This is a genomic window from Pseudomonas sp. LBUM1653, from assembly GCF_059716115.1.
On the sequence record NZ_CP166803.1, the window covers coordinates 6,785,722 to 6,804,100 of the forward strand.

At 59.4% G+C, this 18,379-nt stretch carries 17 protein-coding genes; 5 read left to right on the forward strand and 12 right to left on the reverse strand.

What is annotated here, in order from left to right:
* Positions 1-39: 39 nt before the first annotated feature.
* Both ACA054_RS30750 and ACA054_RS30755 read left to right on the forward strand, forming a co-directional pair.
* Positions 40-1,416 (forward strand): glutamine synthetase family protein, encoded by a 1,377-nt coding sequence (locus ACA054_RS30750; protein ID WP_497687477.1) that lies wholly within the window; start codon positions 40-42, stop codon positions 1,414-1,416.
* 260 nt (positions 1,417-1,676) lie between these two features.
* A complete protein-coding gene (locus tag ACA054_RS30755) occupies positions 1,677-2,315 on the forward strand; it encodes a TetR/AcrR family transcriptional regulator (RefSeq protein WP_497687478.1) in 639 nt (212 codons plus the stop codon).
* Positions 2,316-2,489: 174 nt separating this feature from the next.
* On the opposite strand, the gene ACA054_RS30760 is transcribed toward ACA054_RS30755, so the two are convergent.
* The 9 genes from ACA054_RS30760 to ACA054_RS30800 all read right to left on the reverse strand — a co-directional run bounded on the left by ACA054_RS30760 (position 2,490) and on the right by ACA054_RS30800 (position 11,589).
* On the reverse strand, positions 2,490-2,705 hold the full coding sequence (locus ACA054_RS30760; RefSeq protein ID WP_007967989.1) for a TOBE domain-containing protein: 216 nt from the start codon (positions 2,703-2,705) through the stop codon (positions 2,490-2,492).
* A 33-nt stretch (positions 2,706-2,738) separates the two neighbouring features.
* Entirely contained in the window at positions 2,739-3,545 is an 807-nt protein-coding gene (gene ssuB / locus ACA054_RS30765; protein ID WP_497687479.1) for an aliphatic sulfonates ABC transporter ATP-binding protein, read from the reverse strand.
* Positions 3,542-4,324, reverse strand: coding sequence for an aliphatic sulfonate ABC transporter permease SsuC (ssuC, locus tag ACA054_RS30770; protein WP_497687480.1), 783 nt, complete (start codon positions 4,322-4,324; stop codon positions 3,542-3,544). Before ssuC ends, ssuB begins: the two co-directional genes overlap by 4 nt.
* An 8-nt stretch (positions 4,325-4,332) precedes the next feature.
* Positions 4,333-5,481 carry an FMNH2-dependent alkanesulfonate monooxygenase gene (gene ssuD, locus ACA054_RS30775; RefSeq protein ID WP_497637065.1) on the reverse strand — a complete coding sequence of 383 codons (1,149 nt, stop codon included), beginning with the start codon at positions 5,479-5,481 and terminating at the stop codon, positions 4,333-4,335.
* Between the two features lie 25 nt (positions 5,482-5,506).
* Positions 5,507-6,472: a sulfonate ABC transporter substrate-binding protein gene (locus tag ACA054_RS30780; RefSeq protein WP_180202231.1), complete on the reverse strand. Its 966-nt coding sequence runs from the start codon at positions 6,470-6,472 to the stop codon at positions 5,507-5,509.
* A gap of 90 nt (positions 6,473-6,562) precedes the next feature.
* Positions 6,563-7,156 (reverse strand): NADPH-dependent FMN reductase, encoded by a 594-nt coding sequence (gene ssuE / locus ACA054_RS30785; protein ID WP_497687481.1) that lies wholly within the window; start codon positions 7,154-7,156, stop codon positions 6,563-6,565.
* Between the two features lie 328 nt (positions 7,157-7,484).
* Positions 7,485-8,123, reverse strand: coding sequence for a peroxiredoxin (locus tag ACA054_RS30790; protein WP_497687482.1), 639 nt, complete (start codon positions 8,121-8,123; stop codon positions 7,485-7,487).
* A gap of 390 nt (positions 8,124-8,513) precedes the next feature.
* Positions 8,514-9,848 (reverse strand): OprD family porin, encoded by a 1,335-nt coding sequence (locus ACA054_RS30795; RefSeq protein WP_497687483.1) that lies wholly within the window; start codon positions 9,846-9,848, stop codon positions 8,514-8,516.
* A 403-nt stretch (positions 9,849-10,251) separates the two neighbouring features.
* Positions 10,252-11,589 (reverse strand): OprD family outer membrane porin, encoded by a 1,338-nt coding sequence (locus ACA054_RS30800; protein ID WP_497687484.1) that lies wholly within the window; start codon positions 11,587-11,589, stop codon positions 10,252-10,254.
* Positions 11,590-11,951: 362 nt separating this feature from the next.
* Here ACA054_RS30800 and tauA point away from each other — a divergent pair, with 362 nt between their 5' ends.
* A complete protein-coding gene (gene tauA / locus ACA054_RS30805; RefSeq protein WP_497687485.1) occupies positions 11,952-12,941 on the forward strand; it encodes a taurine ABC transporter substrate-binding protein in 990 nt (329 codons plus the stop codon).
* A gap of 150 nt (positions 12,942-13,091) precedes the next feature.
* Here tauA and argA read toward each other — a convergent pair whose 3' ends face one another.
* Positions 13,092-14,390, reverse strand: coding sequence for an amino-acid N-acetyltransferase (gene argA / locus ACA054_RS30810; protein WP_497687486.1), 1,299 nt, complete (start codon positions 14,388-14,390; stop codon positions 13,092-13,094).
* 231 nt (positions 14,391-14,621) lie between these two features.
* Entirely contained in the window at positions 14,622-15,788 is a 1,167-nt protein-coding gene (gene argE, locus ACA054_RS30815) for an acetylornithine deacetylase (protein WP_497687487.1), read from the reverse strand.
* Positions 15,789-15,944: 156 nt separating this feature from the next.
* Between argE and ACA054_RS30820 the strand changes: the two genes are divergently transcribed.
* Positions 15,945-17,312, forward strand: a complete 1,368-nt coding sequence (locus ACA054_RS30820) for a CYTH domain-containing protein (protein ID WP_497687488.1) — start codon at positions 15,945-15,947, stop codon at positions 17,310-17,312.
* A 97-nt stretch (positions 17,313-17,409) separates the two neighbouring features.
* Here the strand turns inward: ACA054_RS30820 and ACA054_RS30825 are convergent, their stop codons facing one another.
* Positions 17,410-17,874 carry an Lrp/AsnC family transcriptional regulator gene (locus tag ACA054_RS30825; RefSeq protein WP_497687489.1) on the reverse strand — a complete coding sequence of 155 codons (465 nt, stop codon included), beginning with the start codon at positions 17,872-17,874 and terminating at the stop codon, positions 17,410-17,412.
* 126 nt (positions 17,875-18,000) lie between these two features.
* Between ACA054_RS30825 and ACA054_RS30830 the strand changes: the two genes are divergently transcribed.
* The gene (locus ACA054_RS30830; RefSeq protein ID WP_497687490.1) at positions 18,001-18,339 is read left to right on the forward strand and encodes an ACT-like domain-containing protein; all 339 of its coding nucleotides are present in this window, start codon (positions 18,001-18,003) and stop codon (positions 18,337-18,339) included.
* Positions 18,340-18,379 lie beyond the last annotated feature (40 nt).

The window sequence follows — 18,379 nt, forward strand, 5'->3', positions numbered from 1 at the left end:
ATCAATGATTGATATTTTTAACAACAAAGGTGTTGCATCATGTCGGTACCCCCGCGTGCCGTTCAGCTTAACGAAGCGAACGCGTTCCTTAAGGAACATCCTGAGGTTCTGTACGTTGACCTTCTGATTGCGGATATGAATGGTGTGGTGCGCGGCAAGCGCATCGAACGCACCAGTCTCCACAAGGTTTACGAGAAAGGCATCAACCTGCCGGCCTCTCTATTTGCTCTGGATATCAATGGCTCTACGGTGGAAAGCACCGGCCTGGGCCTGGACATCGGTGATGCTGACCGAATCTGCTATCCAATCCCCGACACCCTGTGCAACGAGCCATGGCAGAAGCGCCCGACCGCGCAACTGTTGATGACCATGCACGAACTGGAAGGCCAGCCATTCTTCGCCGACCCGCGAGAAGTGCTAGCCAATGTGGTGCGCAAGTTCGACGAAATGGGCCTGACCATCTGCGCCGCGTTCGAACTGGAGTTCTACCTGATCGACCAGGAGAACGTGAACGGTCGACCGCAACCACCTCGCTCGCCGGTTTCCGGTAAACGCCCGCACTCGACACAGGTCTACCTGATCGACGACCTCGACGAATACGTCGACTGCCTCCAGGACATTCTGGAAGGTGCGAAAGAGCAAGGCATCCCGGCCGACGCCATCGTCAAGGAAAGTGCCCCGGCGCAGTTCGAAGTGAACCTGCACCACGTGGCCGACCCGATCAAGGCCTGCGACTATGCAGTGCTGCTCAAGCGCCTGATCAAGAACATCGCCTACGACCATGAAATGGACACCACCTTCATGGCCAAGCCTTACCCAGGCCAGGCGGGCAACGGTCTGCACGTGCACATTTCGATTCTCGACAAAGACGGCAAGAATATTTTTGCCAGTGAGGATCCCGAGCAGAACGCCGCGCTGCGTCACGCGATCGGCGGTGTGCTCGAGACCCTACCGGCGCAGATGGCTTTCCTCTGTCCGAACGTCAACTCCTACCGTCGTTTCGGCGCGCAGTTCTATGTGCCGAACTCGCCGTGCTGGGGCCTGGACAACCGCACCGTAGCGATTCGCGTACCGACCGGCGCCGCCGATGCCGTGCGTATCGAACACCGCGTGGCCGGCGCCGACGCCAACCCGTACCTGCTGATGGCTTCGGTCCTGGCAGGCGTGCACCACGGTCTGGTCAACAAGATCGAGCCGGGCGCACCGGTGGAAGGCAACAGCTACGAGCAGAACGAGCAAAGCCTGCCGAACAACCTGCGCGATGCGTTGCGCGAGCTGGACGACAGCGAAGTCATGGCCAAGTACATCGATCCGAAATACATCGATATCTTCGTGGCCTGTAAAGAGAGTGAGCTGGAAGAGTTCGAACACTCCATCTCCGACCTTGAGTACAACTGGTACCTGCATACCGTGTAAGTGGTTGCAGTAAAAAAACGCCGTCGGCTGCAAAGCCTGCGGCGTTTTTTTATGGCCGAACACTGACTTTGTGGCGAGGGGATTTATCCCCGTTCGGCTGCGAAGCAGTCGCAAAACCTATGTACGCGATATTCCTGACACACCGCAGTTGCAAATTTTGGGGCCGCTTCGCGACCCGACGGGGATAAATCCCCTCGCCACAGGGTAATCGTCGCTACATGGATCTGCGTACAATGCCCGCTGCCCCGCAGGAGACTCCAATGACGCGCACCGCCACCCCCCGCAAACCCCGTGCACGCAGCCAGGCCCGGATCGATTCGATACTCGATGCCGCCCGCACGCTGCTGGCCGCCGAGGGCGTGGCCAGTCTGTCGATCTACAGTGTCGCCGAACGCGCGCAGATCCCGCCCTCCTCCGTTTACCATTTCTTCGCCAGCGTCCCGTCCCTGCTCGAAGCGCTGACGGCCGACGTTCACGCGGCCTTCCGCGCCTGTCTGCAGGCGCCCATCGACCATGACGCATTGAGTGGTTGGCGTGACCTGTCGCGACTGGTCGAGAAACGCATGCTTGAGATCTACAGCGAAGACGCCGCCGCCCGGCAACTCATCCTTGCCCAGCACGGCCTGACCGAAGTCACCCAGGCCGACCGCCAGCACGACATCGAACTGGGCGATCTGATGCACAAACTGTTCGACCATCACTTCGAGCTGCCGAAGCTGCCACACGATGTCGATGTGTTTGCGCTGGCCATGGAGCTCGGTGACCGGGTTTATGCACGCTCGGTGCAGCAGCATGGACAGATCACGCCGCGTATGGCTGAGGAAGGAATGCGGGTGTTCGATGCGTATCTGGGGCTCTATTTACCGCCGTACCTGCCCAAGCGCGCTGTCACTGTCTGATTCTTCATTGGCTTCACCGGCCTCTTCGCGAGCAGGCTCGCTCCCACAATTGGAATGCATTTCCCTGTGGGAGCGAGCCTGCTCGCGAAAGCCACGCCGCGACCTGACTGGCTCACACGCATAAAAAAACCCCGAAGGGCTCGCACCCTTCGGGTTTGTTGTTTGCGCACGCCCTTACAACTTGGCGATCGACACCTCGGTCGATTTCACAAACGCGATCACTTCACTACCCACCGCCAGCTCCAGCTCTTTCACCGAACGCGTGGTGATCACCGACGTGACGATCCCGGAAGCCGTCTGCACATCGATTTCCGACAGCACGTCACCCAGGACGATTTCCTTGATGGAGCCTTTGAACTGGTTGCGTACGTTGATGGCCTTGATAGTCATGATGTTGATTCCTGTCGTTGATTGAGGCTTGAGTTATTGAGCCCAACGCAACTGCGTAGGCAATGGTGAAACAGGTTCCGGCTCCGGCGGCTGGCCGGGCAGTGACAGCACATGATTGAGGACTTCGGTTTCCAGCGCCGCCAGCCGATGGGAACCGCGAACCCGAGGGCGCGGCAGTTCCACGTGCAGGTCGAGGCCGACCTCGCCGTCTTCGATCAGGATCACCCGATCGGCAATCGCCACCGCTTCACTGACGTCGTGGGTGACCAGCAACACGGTGAAGCCGTGCTGTTGCCAGAGCCGTTCGATCAGCTGCTGCATTTCAATTCGGGTCAGGGCATCCAGCGCGCCCAACGGCTCGTCGAGCAACAGCAAGCGCGGTTGGTGGATCAATGCGCGAGCCAACGCCACCCGTTGCTTCTGTCCACCGGACAAGGCCGCCGGCCACTCGTTGGCGCGATCCGCCAGGCCCACCGCTTCCAGCGCTTCCAACGCCTTTGGCCGCCAGTTGCCCTTGAGCCCGAGGCCGACGTTGTCGATGATCTTTTTCCACGGCAGCAGACGCGCCTCCTGGAACATCAACCGGGTGTCTTCCCGCGCCTCGCTCAGCGGCGCGGCGCCGGCGAGTAATTCACCCTCCGTGGGCTTGTCGAGGCCCGCGAGCAAACGCAGCAAGGTACTTTTGCCACAGCCACTGCGACCGACCACCGCGACGAACTGACCCGCTGGAATGTGCAGGTCGATCTCACGCAGCACCTGCCGCGAACCAAAGGTTTTTTGCAGCTTGCGCACCGCCAGCGGAATCCCGCGCAGCAGGCGTGGAGGTTGTTGAGCAGTCATGCGGCACCTCCCTTGACGACCTGATAAGCCGGATGCCAACGCAGCCATACGCGCTCAAGTCCACGGGCCGCGAGGTCGGCCAGTTTGCCGAGCACCGCGTACAGCAGAATCGCCAGGACCACCACGTCGGTCTGCAGGAACTCCCGGGCATTCATTGCCAGGTAACCGATGCCGGAGCTGGCGGAGATGGTTTCCGCGACGATCAGGGTCAGCCACATGAAGCCCAGGGCAAAGCGCACACCGACCAGGACTGAAGGCAGCGCTCCCGGCAGAATCACTTGGCGGAACAGGCTGAAACCGGACAGACCGTAACTGCGCGACATCTCCACCAACGCCGGATCGACGTTGCGGATGCCGTGATACGTGTTGAGGTAGATCGGGAACAAGGTGCCCAGGGCCACCAGGAAAATCTTCGCCGACTCGTCGATACCGAACCACAGGATCACCAGTGGAATCAGCGCCAGGTGCGGCACGTTGCGGATCATCTGCACCGAACTGTCGAGCAGGCGTTCGCCCCATTTCGACAGGCCGGTGATAAAGCCCAGGGTCAGGCCGATGCTGCCGCCGATGGCGAAGCCCAGCGCGGCACGCCAGCCGCTGATTGCCAGATGCGTCCAGATTTCGCCGCTGCGCACCAGGCTGACACCGGCTTCGATCACGGCGATTGGCGCCGGCAGAATCCGCGTCGACAACCAGCCCGCCGACACCGACAACTGCCACACCGCCAACAGCAAGACCGGTAAGGCCCAGGGTGCAAGGCTGTGAATGATCTTCTTCATGGCGCGCCTCAGCTCTGGGACGCGGCTTTAGGGAGAATGTCGTTGGCCACCATCTCGCCAAACGGGCTGACGTAACCGGCGCCTTTCGGCAATTCGGGACGCTCGATATCCAGGTGCGGGAACAGCAGCTCAGCGACGCGGTACGACTCTTCCAGGTGTGGATAACCGGAGAAGATGAAGGTGTCGATGCCCAGGTCCGCGTATTCCTTCACGCGAGCGGCCACGGTCGGACCATCACCCACCAGCGCCGTACCGGCACCACCACGCACCAGACCGACACCGGCCCACAGGTTAGGGCTGACTTCCAGATTGTCGCGATTGCCGCCGTGTAGCGCTGCCATGCGTTGCTGGCCAACCGAGTCGAAGCGCGCCAAAGATGCCTGGGCGCGAGCGATAGTTTCGTCGTCCAGATGCGAGATCAGGCGATCCGCCGCTTGCCAGGCTTCGTCGTTGGTTTCACGAACGATCACATGCAGACGAATACCAAAGCGCACGGTGCGACCGAGCTTCGCGGCTTTGGCTCGAACCTGCTCGATTTTTTCCGCCACGGCTGCTGGTGGCTCGCCCCAGGTCAGGACCATTTCGACCTGTTCTGCCGCGAGGTCCTGGGCCGCTTCCGACGAGCCGCCGAAGTACAGCGGCGGACGTGGTTGCTGGATCGGCGGATAGAGCAGCTTGGCGCCCTTCACGCTGATGTGTTGACCGTCGTAATCGACGGTTTCGCCTTCCAGCACCCGACGCCAGATGCGGGTGAATTCCACCGAGGCCTGATAGCGCTCTTCGTGGGTCAGGAACAGACCATCGCCGGCCAATTCTTCTGGATCGCCACCCGTCACCAGATTGAACAGCGCACGCCCGCCGGACAAGCGATCCAGGGTGGCCGCCTGACGCGCCGCTACCGTCGGGGAAATGATCCCTGGGCGCAGGGCGACGAGGAATTTCAAACGCTGGGTCACCGGAATCAGCGACGCAGCCACAAGCCACGAATCTTCGCAGGAGCGCCCGGTGGGAATCAGCACCCCACCGAAGCCCAGGCGATCCGCCGCTTGCGCGACTTGTTGCAGGTAACCGTGGTCGACGGCGCGAGCGCCTTCGGCGGTGCCAAGGTAATGGCCGTCGCCGTGGGTAGGCAGGAACCAGAAGATATTGAGGCTCATTGGAGTGGTCTCCTTAGGGGTCGAATTACTGTGCTTTGGCCACGGCCGCCGGTGGCGTCCAGATCACGTCCTTGATACTCAGCGGCTTGGGAATCAGCTTGAGCTGGTAGAAGCTGTCGGCGATTTTCTGCTGGGCCGCGACCACTTCCGGGGTCAGGAACAGCGCGCCGTAGCCCTGGCGTTTCACCGAAGTCAGGGTGATGTCCGCTGGCAGGCCAAGCAGTGGCGAAACCTGTTTGGTCACATCTTCCGGATTGGCTTTGGACCATTCACCGACCGCACGCACTTCTTCCACGAGGGTCTTGATCACCTCAGGATTTTTCTGCGCATAGGGCTTGGTGGCGAGGTAGAACTGGTGGTTGTCGACGATGCCCTGGCCATCACGCAGAGTGTGCGCTTGCAGCTGCTGTTCGGCGGCGGCCTGGTACGGGTCCCAGATGACCCAGGCATCGACGCTGCCACGCTCGAACGCGGCGCGGGCATCGGCCGGCGGCAGGAACACGGTCTGGATATCGGTGTACTTGAGGCCGGCGTCTTCCAGGGCGCGGACCAGCAGGTAGTGCACGTTGGAGCCTTTATTCAGGACGACTTTCTTGCCCTTGAGGTCCTTCACCGATTTGATCGGCGAATCCTTCGGTACCAGGATCGCTTCACTGTGCGGCGCTGGCGGTTCGTAGGCGACGTAGAGCAGATCAGCGCCGGCTGCCTGGGCAAACACTGGCGGGGTTTCGCCGGTGACGCCGAAGTCGATGGAGCCGACATTCAGGCCTTCAAGCAGTTGCGGGCCACCGGGGAATTCAGTCCATTGCACGTCGACGCCTTGGGCGGCGAGGCGTTTTTCCAGGGTGCCTTTGGCTTTGAGCAGCACCAGGGTGCCGTATTTCTGATAGCCGATTCGAAGTGTCTCGGCCTGAGCTTGAGTAATGGCGCCGAAGGTGACAGCCGCAGCAAACAGAGCGACCAGACCACGACGCAAAATGACAGGGCGCATGGCGCTCTCCTTTTTGCAGTAGGGTTTTTGGCTGCACCTGCTTGCCCGTTGGCGGGCGAGTAAGGCCAGTACATCAATTTGGGGTGGGGCTTAAATGCTCCAGCGAGCACTCAACAAACGATCATTCAACAGCTGCGGATCGAGCGGCTTGGGCCGTCGCGCCATGGCGCTGAAAAACAACTCCAGCGACTCGTTCAATCTTTGCTCCAGCTCCGGCGCCAACTGTGCCTGCGCACTGCCTTCGCCGTAAGCGATCTGGCTGTCCACGGCGAAAATCCCGTGAAGCATTTCCTGGGCTTTCAACGCCGACAACACCGGCTTGAGCGCGTAGTCCACCGCCAGCATGTGAGCGATGCTGCCCCCGGTTGCCATTGGCAAAACCACTTTGTGCGCCAGAGCACGCTCGGGCAGCAGGTCCAGCACAGTTTTCAGTGCCCCGGAAAACGAAGCCTTGTACACCGGCGTGGCGATCAGCAGGCCATCGGCGTTTTCAATCTGTTGCAGCAGATCGACGACCATCGGGCTGTCGAAGCGGGCGTGCAGCAAGTCTTCGGCCGGGAAGTCCCGTACCTGATAACTCACAACCTCCACGCCCCGCTCTTGTAACCAACGTCGGGAGCGATCCAGCAGCACCCCGGAACGGGAGCGCTGGCTGGGACTGCCACCCAGTGAGACGACCAGCATTCAGATACTTCCTTAAACGGTGTTGGCGATTCGCGGTCTGCGATCTCGCTTTGATGGAGTGACCTTAACAGGGGATTTATATATCCATAAATCATATTTATTCATTTGGTTATTCTTTATGGAGATATACGACCATCTTTATCCAATCGAAAAAAAAGGCCGTCGAAACGGCCCGAAATCCCCTGCTTTATGGATTCGTTCAATCTGGATTCTGCGGTGCCCGATCCACCGCTTTCGCGAGCAGGCTCGCTCCCACAGGTAACCGCGTACCACTGTGGGAGCGAGCCTGCTCGCGAAGGCGGCGTCCGCCACACCACAAATGTAGGGACTACCGGTTCGGCTGCGGCGTCAGGCGCAGGTACGGTTTCACCGCGCGATAACCCTTGGGAAAGCGCTGCCTGATTTCATCTTCATCCTTGAGCGACGGCACGATCACCACCTCATCACCGTCCTGCCAGTTGGCCGGGGTGGCCACCTTGTAGTTGTCGGTGAGTTGCAGCGAGTCGATCACCCGCAGGATTTCATGGAAGTTGCGGCCGGTGCTCGCCGGGTAGGTGATGGTCAACCGAACCTTTTTGTTCGGGTCGATCACGAACAGCGAGCGCACCGTCAGGGTGTCGTTGGCGTTGGGATGAATCAGGTCGTACAGGTCCGAGACCTTGCGGTCGGCGTCGTCGAGAATCGGGAAATTGACTACAGTATTCTGGGTTTCATTGATGTCTTCGATCCACTTGTGGTGCGAATCCACTGGGTCGACGGACAGCGCGATGGCCTTGACCCCACGCTTGGCGAATTCATCTTTCAACCGGGCCGTGAAGCCAAGTTCGGTGGTGCACACCGGCGTGAAGTCGGCCGGGTGGGAAAACAGCACACCCCAGCTATCGCCCAGCCACTGGTGAAACCGGATAGTACCGGCGCTGGAATCCTGTTCGAAATCCGGGGCGATATCGCCCAGTCTGATGCTCATGGTGCGGCTCCTGGTGAGTGCTGGTTGAGATCAACTGTGCCTGCATTTCTTACTCATTAAAAAGAATAAATATCGATTTATTTAGATCTTAAAAGAATATTAAACATCTCTTCACTGGACGCGCGAACGCATCGCGCGGAACATCGGCGGCAAGGTTCGAGAAGGCCTTGAGTTGCTGCAAAAGAGGGGACTTTCAAGGCGGGTTTACGGGGGTGAGCCCGCCTCGAAAACACAAAAGCCCCGCCCGGCGTGATGCCGGGCGGGGCTTTTTTTTGCATCGTCCCGCAGTTTTCTGTAGGAGCTGCCGGAGGCTGCGATCTTTTGATCTTGCTCTTAAAAAGATCGCAGCCTCGTTGCACTCGACAGCTCCTACACAGCTCCTACACGCTATTACAACAGCGGGATCGAGTAGCTGACGATCAGGCGGTTCTCGTCCTGGGAGCGAGTGTTCGGCAGATCGGTGCGCCAGGTGGCGTTTTTCCACATCACGCCGAGGTTTTTCAACGCACCGGACTGAACGACGTAACCCACGGTCAGGTCGCGTTCCCACTCGGAAGCGCCGCTTGCCGCTTCACGACCGGCAGCGTTGACGGTATCGATGTCGTCGCCATGCAGGTACACCACACCCGCCGTCAGGCCAGGCACGCCGACCTTGGCGAAGTCAAACGAGTAACGTGCCTGCCAGGTGCGCTCGCCGGCACGGGCGAACTTCTGGATTTGCGAGTCAGTGATGATGTAGGCCGACGAACCGTCGCCCTGGTTCAGCCACGGGAAATCGCTGCTGCCGTTGCTGACCTGGTAACCGCCACCGAAGGTGTGACCGGCAACGGTGTAGAGGAACAGGCCGCTGTACAGGTTGTTGTCGACCTTGCCTTTACCGTTTTGCACGCCACTGTAGTTGCCGTTGCTGAAGTAAGCCGCCGTGTCGCCATTGGCACCATCATCGGAGCTGTTGAAGTAACGCAGGTCGGACTTGAGCACGCCTGGGCCGATTGCCCAGTTGTGCACCAGGCCCAGGAAGTGCTGCTTGTAGAACTCTTCCAGGTTGCCGTAGTAGTACTGGGCCGTCAGGTCCTTGGTGAGTTTGTAGTCACCACCGGCATAGATGAACTTGTTGCTGTTGGCCACGCGCGCGTTGGCGCCACCAATGGACAGTTGCTCATTGTTGCTGGAGTTACGACCTTTGACGTGCTCGATCTGACCGCCGACCAGGGTCAGGTCCTTGATTTCGCCGGAAGTGACTTGGCCACCCTGCCAAGTTTGCGGTAGCAGGCGACCGTCGTTGGTCACGATAACCGGCAGTTTTGGCTGCAGGGTGCCCAGCTTCAATTCTGTCTGGGAAACCTTGGCTTTGGCCGTCAGGCCCAGGCTGGAGAAGTTATCAACCGCCTCGCCGTTGGATTTGCTTGGGAACACAGTACCGCCATAGGACGTCGCAGTGGCGCCGTTCGTACCGCCACCCGAATCCAGACGCACGCCCAGAAGGCCGATCGCATCAACACCAAAACCAACGGTACCTTGGGTGTAACCGGAGGTGAAACGCAGATCGAAGCCTTGGCCCCACTCTTCGTTTTTGTTCGGACCGGTACCGTCACGGTAGTCGGTGTTGATGTAGAAGTTGCGCAGCCCCAACGTTGCCTTGCTGTCTTCGATGAAACCGGCGGCGCTTGCTTGCTGCGCCAAAACCCCTACGGCCACAGCCAGGGCCAAGGTGGACTTGTTCATTGTTTCGCTCCTATCGTTTTCTAATTCTTGGTCCTGTGTCGAATGCCCTGGATCCGCAAGCGCCATTTGCGCCAGACCGTCTGGACCGGTCGTTTTTTTGGGTCGCGCAGAATACTCCTTCATAATCCTAAAAAGAATTGAAAAATAAATTTTAATCGCATTTAGGAATATGCCCCGACAGCGCAGACCCGAGGTATCGGCGACAAGCCGATTCCTGGAAATTTTGGGTGTTCGAGGGATTTAAAACTCGATCCGAGGCTTACGGTGCGTATCGGATGGTCTTACTTTAAGCGTTTAAGAAAAAAGCTAAAAAGAATAAAAAATCATCACAAGCATTGTTTATGGAATATAAAAATGGACGCGAAAAAAAGCCTCGTCCATTGACGAGGCTTTTTGCTACGGCTTACTTGAAGGCGTAGGTGTAGTTGAAGATCAGACGGGTCTGGTCTTCATCAAGCGTACTGGTATTACCACGATACATACCGTGACGCACCGTCGTACCGAACCCTTTAAGCGGACCGGTTTGAATCACGTAATCCACACGCAGGTCGGTCTCGCGCTCGTTCAGGTCATCACCCACGCCATTGGTGGCCTTGATGTCCCGGCCATACAGGTAAGCAGCCGAAGCTTTCAAACCTGGCACGCCCAGCGAAGCGAAGTCATAAGAGTACTGACCGTACGTGGTGTTTTCACCGGCACGGATAAAGCTGCCCACAGTGGCATCGGTGAACGAGTAGAAGCTCGCGCCGCCAGCACCTTGGTTGCGACCGTTGCTATCGACAACGTTGCCCTGGTTCAGGAAGACGAAACCACCGTCATCGTTGACACGCTGATGCCCGAGCAGGAATGCACTGCCACCCAGGGTATAGGTGAACGTGGCGCTCCAGGTCTTGTTATCGACCTCGCCCGGGGTCTTTGCGAAGCCGTTGTTGTTGTTGAACTGGTAGCCGGCCTGGCCGTTCTTGCCGTCGGAGCTGCTGTCGAAATAGCGAATGTCGGTCTTGAACGATTGGTTAGGTGCGATCGGGTAAACGTGCACCAGGCCGAGGAAGTTCTGCTTGTAGTAGTCTTCCAGGTTCGCGTAGTAGTACTGCAGCAACAGGTCCTTGGTGACCTTCCAGTCAGCACCGGCGTAACGGAACTGGTTGCTGTCCTGAGTACCGCCAGCCACGGCCAGGCCAGTGCTGTTGCTGGACGCGCGACCCGTCGCGTGTTCCAGCTGACCTACGTTGAAGGTCACGTTGTCGATTTCCTTCGAGGTGATGGTGCCACCTTCAAAGGTTTGTGGCAGTACGCGACTGTCGTTCGCGATCAGGATCGGCATGTTGGGCTGCAAAGCACCACCGTAGTGGGCCTCGGTCTTGGAGAAGCGTGCCTTGACGTTGCCCGCCAAACGGCTCCACGAACTCTCTGCAGAACCATCGGAATCGCTAGGGGAGAAGGAGTTGTTATCCGGGTGATGGCCCTTGCCACCGTCCAGATGGATCCCGACCAACGCCTGGGCGTCGATACCGAAACCGACAACGCCTTGAGTAAAGCCCGACTGGTAATCGAACTTCAGACCCTCAGCAGCTTCGCGCTGTCGGTTGGCAGGCGTTGCGGCGCCTTCACGCTTATCCGAGTCGAAATAATAGGTGCGCGAACTTACGGAAGCCTTGCTGTCTTCGATGAAACCCGCGGCGCCTGCCTGCTGCGCCATAACCCCTACGGCCACGGCCAGGGCCAAGGTGGACTTGTTCATTGTTAAACTCCTCTCGTCTCTAATTCTTGTATTCCTGGCCCGGAATCGATGCCCCGGATCCTAAGATGCGCGATTAGCGCCAGAGCGTGACCCACAAGTCAATCGTAACCTTATGTGTCTACGACCATAGTCTAATCCCTGGTTTTTTGGTCCATGCAGGGTCATGAGTTCGTCATAAACCTGAAAAGAACGGGTGGATTCTTTTCTCATACCGTTTAGGAATTTGGCTCACCGTTTCACCTGTCTCGAGATAGAGCGGCTGGCTCATAAGCTAATTCCTAAATGGTATTTATTAGGCTGTTTTTAGATCGATTAGGTTTAGTAGCAATTCCGACATAAAACCTATCGAAAAGGCCGATGCCATGACGACCAAGCGCGCACTATCCCGACCATTTGTTACAGTTTGTGTATCGTTGATGGTTTCTTTTTCCGCCCATGCGGCGAACCTCACGGTTGGCTACCAGACCGGCATCGATCCGAGCAAAGTCCCCCAGGCCGATGGCCTTTACGAGAAGACCATTGGCGAGAAAATCGACTGGCGACGCTTCAATAGTGGCCCGGAAGTGGTCACGGCAATTGCCTCCGGTGATGTGCAGATCGGCAACCTCGGCTCCAGCCCACTCGCCGCCGCGGCCTCGCGCAATCTGCCGATTGTCGCGTTCCTCGTTTCCGCGCAAATCAATGCGGCCGAAGCCCTGGTGGTGCGTAACGGCAGTGGTATCGATAAACCGCAAGATCTGATCGGCAAGACCATCGCCACGCCGTTCGTTTCCACTTCCCACTACAGCCTGTTGGGCGCGCTGAAGCACTGGGGCCTGGACGCGTCGAAAGTCAAAGTGGTGAACCTGCAACCGGCGGAAATTGCCGCCGCATGGAAGCGTGGAGACATCGACGGCGCGTTCGTCTGGTCGCCAGCCCTGGGGGAAATTCGCAAGACCGGCAAGACCTTGACCGATGCCGCGCAAGTCGGCCAATGGGGTGCACCGACCTTCGAAGTCTGGGTAGCGCGCAAGGATTACGCCGAGAAGCACCCGGAGGTCGTGGCCAAATTCGCCAAGATCACCCTGGACTCATTTGCCGACTATGCGGCGCATAAGGACAGCTGGACCGCAGATTCGGTACCGGTGCAAAAAATCGCCAAACTGACCGGTGCCAACGCCGACGACGTGCCGGAACTGCTGGCCGGGTCAGCGTTCCCGGATGCCAAGGCGCAACAGACCAGCGCACTGCTGGCCGGCGGTACGGCGAAGGCGATTGGCGAGACGGCGAAGTTCTTGAAGGAACAAGGGAAGGTTGAAACGGTGCTGCCGGATTATTCGCCGTATGTCAGCGCGAAGTTTGTGCAGGAATAACGCAACACCCCCTGTGATGATCGTTCCCACGCTCCGCGTGGGAATGCCTCCACGGACGCTCCGCGTTCGGCTTTTTGGGACGCGGAGCGTCCCGGGCTGCATTCCCACGCAGAGCGTGGGAACGATCAATTGGCCGCAGGGATTTGGGAGTTACAGGGCTTTTTCGAAGATCTTCGAATTACGCTGATAGTTGTACAGCGACGCCCGCGCCGATGGCAGGCGATCGACGCTGCTTGGCACGAAGCCGCGCTCGCGGAACCAGTGAGCCGTGCGCGTGGTGAGGACGAACAAGGTTTTCAGCCCCTGGGCCCGTGCGCGGGTTTCAATGCGCTCGAGCAACTCATCACCACGACCGCCATGCCGGTACTCCGGGTTCACCGCCAGGCACGCCAACTCTCCGGCATCGGAATCGGCGATCTGATACAACGCCGCACAGGCGATGATCATGCCCTCACGCTCGACCACGCTGAACTGCTCGATCTCACGCTCGAGCACTTCGCGGGAGCGGCGTACCAGAATTCCCTGCTCTTCCAGCGGGCTGATCAAGTCCAGCAAGCCGCCGACGTCTTCGATGGCCGCTTCGCGCACCACCTCGAATTGCTCCTGGGCCACCAGCGTGCCGCCGCCGTCACGGGTGAAGAGCTCCGTCAGTAGCGCACCGTCTTCGGCGTAGCTGACGATATGGCTGCGGGCCACGCCGCCACGGCAGGCTTCAGCGGCGGCATCCAGCAGCTCGGCCTGGTAGTTGCTGCCCAGACGTTGCAGGTGCGCCGGCACCTGTTGCGGACGCAGCTCGCGTACCAACCGGCCGTGTTCATCGATCAAGCCAAGGTCGGCGCCAAACAGCAGCAGTTTGTCGGCGCCCAGGTCGATGGCCGCGCGCGTGGCGACATCTTCACAAGCGAGGTTGAAAATTTCACCGGTCGGCGAGTAGCCCAGTGGCGACAAGAGCACGATGGAGCGCTCGTCCAGCAGGCGATTGATGCCCTTGCGGTCAACCCGACGCACTTCACCGGTGTGGTGATAGTCGACACCTTCAAGCACGCCGATCGGCCGCGCGGTCACCAGGTTGCCGCCGGCCACCCGCAGGCGCGAGCCCTGCATCGGCGACGACGCCATGTCCATGGATAGCCGCGCTTCGATGGCGATGCGCAGTTGACCGACCGCATCGATCACGCACTCCAGGGTCGCGGCATCGGTGATGCGCATCCCGTGATGGTAGTGCGGGGTCAGGCCGCGAGCGGCAAGTCGCGCTTCGATTTGCGGACGGGAACCGTGGACCAATACCAACCGCACGCCCAGGCTGTGCAACAGCACCAGGTCGTGGACGATGTTGCCGAAGTTAGGGTGTTCAACGCCATCGCCGGGCAGCATGACGACAAAGGTGCAATCGCGGTGGGCGTTGATGTAGGGCGAAGCGTGACGAAGCCAATTGACGTATTCGGGCATGAACCTGGGCCTGTAATAAATAGCAGCCGAAAAAAGGGCGGAACAGAAAACGCACAGCGGGCTGATGGTTATCGTCGGAACAGGCTTGGCGACACGCGCGCTCTCCTCATGAATACGGGTTGGGACACCGGTAATTTATACATAAACCTGTAGGAGCCGGCTTGCTGGCGATGAACGATGACGCGGTTCATCTGATGAACCGCAGCGCTTGCATCGCCAGCAAGCCGGCTCCTACGGGTTGTGTTGTGTTTGGGCCGGTGTCAGGCAGTAATGTTCAATCAACTGTCGTAATAGATGCACCGTAGGCTGCAAACGTGACATTTCGAGGAATTCCCCCGGTTGGTGGGCGCAGGCGATATCGCCCGGGCCGAGCACCAGTGTTTCGCAGCCAAGTCGCTGAAGATAAGGCGCTTCGGTGCCGAATGCCACTGCTTCGGCGCCATGGCCGGTGAGCTTTTCGGCAATGCGCACCAATTCTGCATCCTCAGCCTGCTCGAAAGGTGGCACTTCGGGGAACAGCGGTGCGTAATCGATCTTTACCTGATGCCGCTCGGCAATCGGCCTGAGCTTCTGCAAAATCTCGGCACGCAGGATCTTGGGATCCATACCCGGCAACGGCCGCAGATCGAATTCCAGCGAACACTGCCCGCAGATACGGTTGGGATTGTCGCCACCATGGATGCAACCGAAGTTCATTGTCGGCATCGGCACGCTGAACTGCGGATTACGGAATTCGCGCTGCCATAACAAGCGCAGGCCGCGCAGTTCACCGATGGCATCGTGCATGGCTTCGAGTGCGCTGTGGCCCAGGCGCGGGTCCGAGGAGTGGCCGCTCTGCCCGAGGATATCGATGCGCTCCATCATGATGCCCTTGTGCATGCGGATCGGCTTGAGCCCGGTCGGCTCGCCGATCACTGCCGCACGCCCCAGCGGCCGCCCCGCCTGGGCGAGCGCCCGGGCACCGGACATCGAGCTTTCTTCATCGCAGGTGGCAAGGATCAGCAGCGGCTGCTTGAACGGTTGGTCGAGCAGCGGCCTGACGGCTTCGATGGCCAGGGCGAAAAAGCCCTTCATGTCGCAACTGCCCAGGCCGACCCAGCGCCCGTCGACCTCAGTCAGCTTCAGTGGGTCGGTCTGCCACAACGCGCCATCGAACGGCACCGTATCACTGTGACCGGCCAGCACGAGCCCGCCGGGGCCACTGCCAAAACTGGCCAGCAAGTTGAATTTGCCGGGGTTGACCTGCTGGATGTCGCAGGCAAAACCCAGGTCACCGAGCCAGGCGGCCAGCAGGTCGATCACCGGACGATTGGATTGATCGAGGCTTGGCTGGGTGCAACTGACGGATGGCGCAGCGATCAGCGCAGCGAACTGATCTTTCATGGACGGCAAAGGCATCGCTGACTCCAACTCCCGGATTGAAGTCCATCATAGAGCCATCCGGTGACAGGAATAAACCGCCGCACGGCGTAGGCAGGTTGAGTCCTGTACACTGCACGACCTTGGCAGCCACCTATTCCCCCGGCTGCGCTCCCGATCCTGGATTTTCCGGCCATGCAGAAAGAAACCGAAATCAAGCTCCGCGTCAGCCGCGAAACCCTCGCCGCCCTGCGCGAGCACCCGTTACTGAAAAAACGCAACAAAAGTGGCTGGGAACGCCGTGAGTTGATGAATCAATACTTCGACACCCCGGAGCGTGACCTGGCACGGGCCAAAGTCGCCCTGCGCCTGCGCAAGGACGGCGAAGAAGTGATTCAGACCCTCAAGACCCGCGGCCAAAGCGTCGCGGGCCTGTCCGTACGTAACGAGTACGACTGGAACCTGCCCAAAGCCAAGCTCGATCTGAAAAAACTGGACGGCGAATGCTGGCCCGAAGAACTGGCTGAACTGGACAAGAAAACCCTGAAAGCCATCTTCACCACCGATTTCGTCCGCGAGCGCGCGGAAATCGCCTGGGGCCGTGGCAAGACCAAAGTGGTCATCGAAGCGGCACTGGACCTGGGCTACGTGGTGGTCGGCAAGCAGAAAGAAGAAATCTGCGAACTGGAACTGGAATTGCGCGAAGGCGAACCCGCCGCGTTGCTGGAACTGGCCGCCGAACTGGCCGAGAAACTGGCCCTGATGCCCTGCGATATCAGCAAGGCCGAACGTGGTTATCGCCTGTACGACGCCCACAGTTACTCGTTGAGCCTGCCGGCACCGCAGATCAGCGCCGAAACGCCACTGGACGACGCATTCGCCGCGCTTAGCTGGCACTTGCTGGGCAGCAGCCAGCGCTTGGCCGAGCAGTATCGTTTCAATGGCCACTGGCGCCTGTTGCAGGACTGGGTGGAGAGCCTGGCTGAAATGCGCGCGCTGATCAGCAGCCTCGGCCAAGCCGCGCCGCGTCAGTCGACCCACGATTTGCGTATCGCGCTCGACGCCCTGCTGGAAGACTGGCGCCCCCTGGTACAGGCCGGCCTGGACGATGAAGACGTTCGCAAAGCCGCGCCGGAGCAGTTCCTCGAAGAGCTCGAGGACCCGCGTTGGGGCCTGTTCTCCCTGAACACCTCGCGCTGGTTGCTGGCCCGCACCTGGACCGCCGAGCGCAACACCCGCGGCAATCGCCAGGGCGCCGCGCAGTTGGGCAGCTGGCTGCCACGCCTGCTGGGCGAAGAAGCCACCTCGCTGCAGTTGCAGCGTTATCAGCAACAGCCGGAAGACCTGGCCGAGCAACTGCCGCGCATCGAACGCATCCAGGTCTGGCTGCATCACGCGCGCAACGTGCTGGAGATCCCGGAAATGGATCGCCTCTACGGCGAGCTGAACAAGCTGGCGCAGCTGGCCAACGAGCCGATCACCGACGAAACCCTGGATGCGCGCAAGCAGCAGGCGATCGCGGTTTATCAGAATCGTGCCTGGAAGATGCTTCTGCGCCTGTAAATCCGTCTTCGCGAGCAGGCTCGCTCCCACAGGATCAGTGCAGTACCTGTGGGAGCGAGCCTGCTCGCGAAGAGGCCGGAAAATTCACCGCAACAATTCAGACCGGCAAACTCGTCGTCGACTTGATCTCCGACAACGCCACAATCGAATTGACCTCCTGAATCCCCGGCACCAGCGACAGCTTCTCAAAGAAAAACCGCTCATACGCCTCGATGTCTGCCGCGACGATCCGCAGCATGAAATCCACCGCCCCCATCAGCACGAAACACTCCAGCACTTCGGGAAAACCTCGAATGGCTTCGGTGAATTCGGTGAAGTTCGAACGGCCATGGGCGTTGAGCTTTACTTGCGCAAAAATCTGCGTGTTCAGGCCGATTTTCTTGCGGTCGAGCAAGGTCACCTGACCGCGAATGATCCCCTCCTCTTTCATCCGCTGAATCCGCCGCCAGCAGGGTGACTGTGACAGCCCTACCTGCTCGGCAATCTGTGCACTGGAAAGGGAAGCGTCCTCTTGCAGCAACGCGAGGATCTTGCGGTCGTAGCTGTCCAGCTCGCTCTGCATAAAAAAACCTTCAACTGCTAATTCTGTGAATTAAACGATTCGGCAAACCCGCAATACGCCCAATCATAGATAAGAAATGCCCGCCGACGAATGTAAAAATTTCTCCAATCAGTTTGGAGACCGACCATGCCCCACCTGGAAGCCGTAAACACCTCGCCCTCCCGCGCCGATGTCTGGAATGCCGGCAACGTCCATTGTCGCGTGCACTACCAATTACTCGCCGAAGCCGAACCGGACCTGCTGTGCCGCGCGCTCAACCTGTTCGCCTTGCAGTTTCTGACCCCGCAACAGGTGCAGGTGCAGCGCCGGGAAGACTTGCTGGCGATCGATATTGTCATCGACGGATTGAGCTGGCATCGCGCCCAAGTGATCGCGGAAAAACTTCGAAACCTGATCAGCATGTGCTCGGTCGATCTGCAAACGGCTGATTCTGCTTGGGTCGAAGCGGCTCTGGCGGCGGGCTGAAAAACCCCGATACGGCTTCGTCGGGTAGTGGCCCAACGGC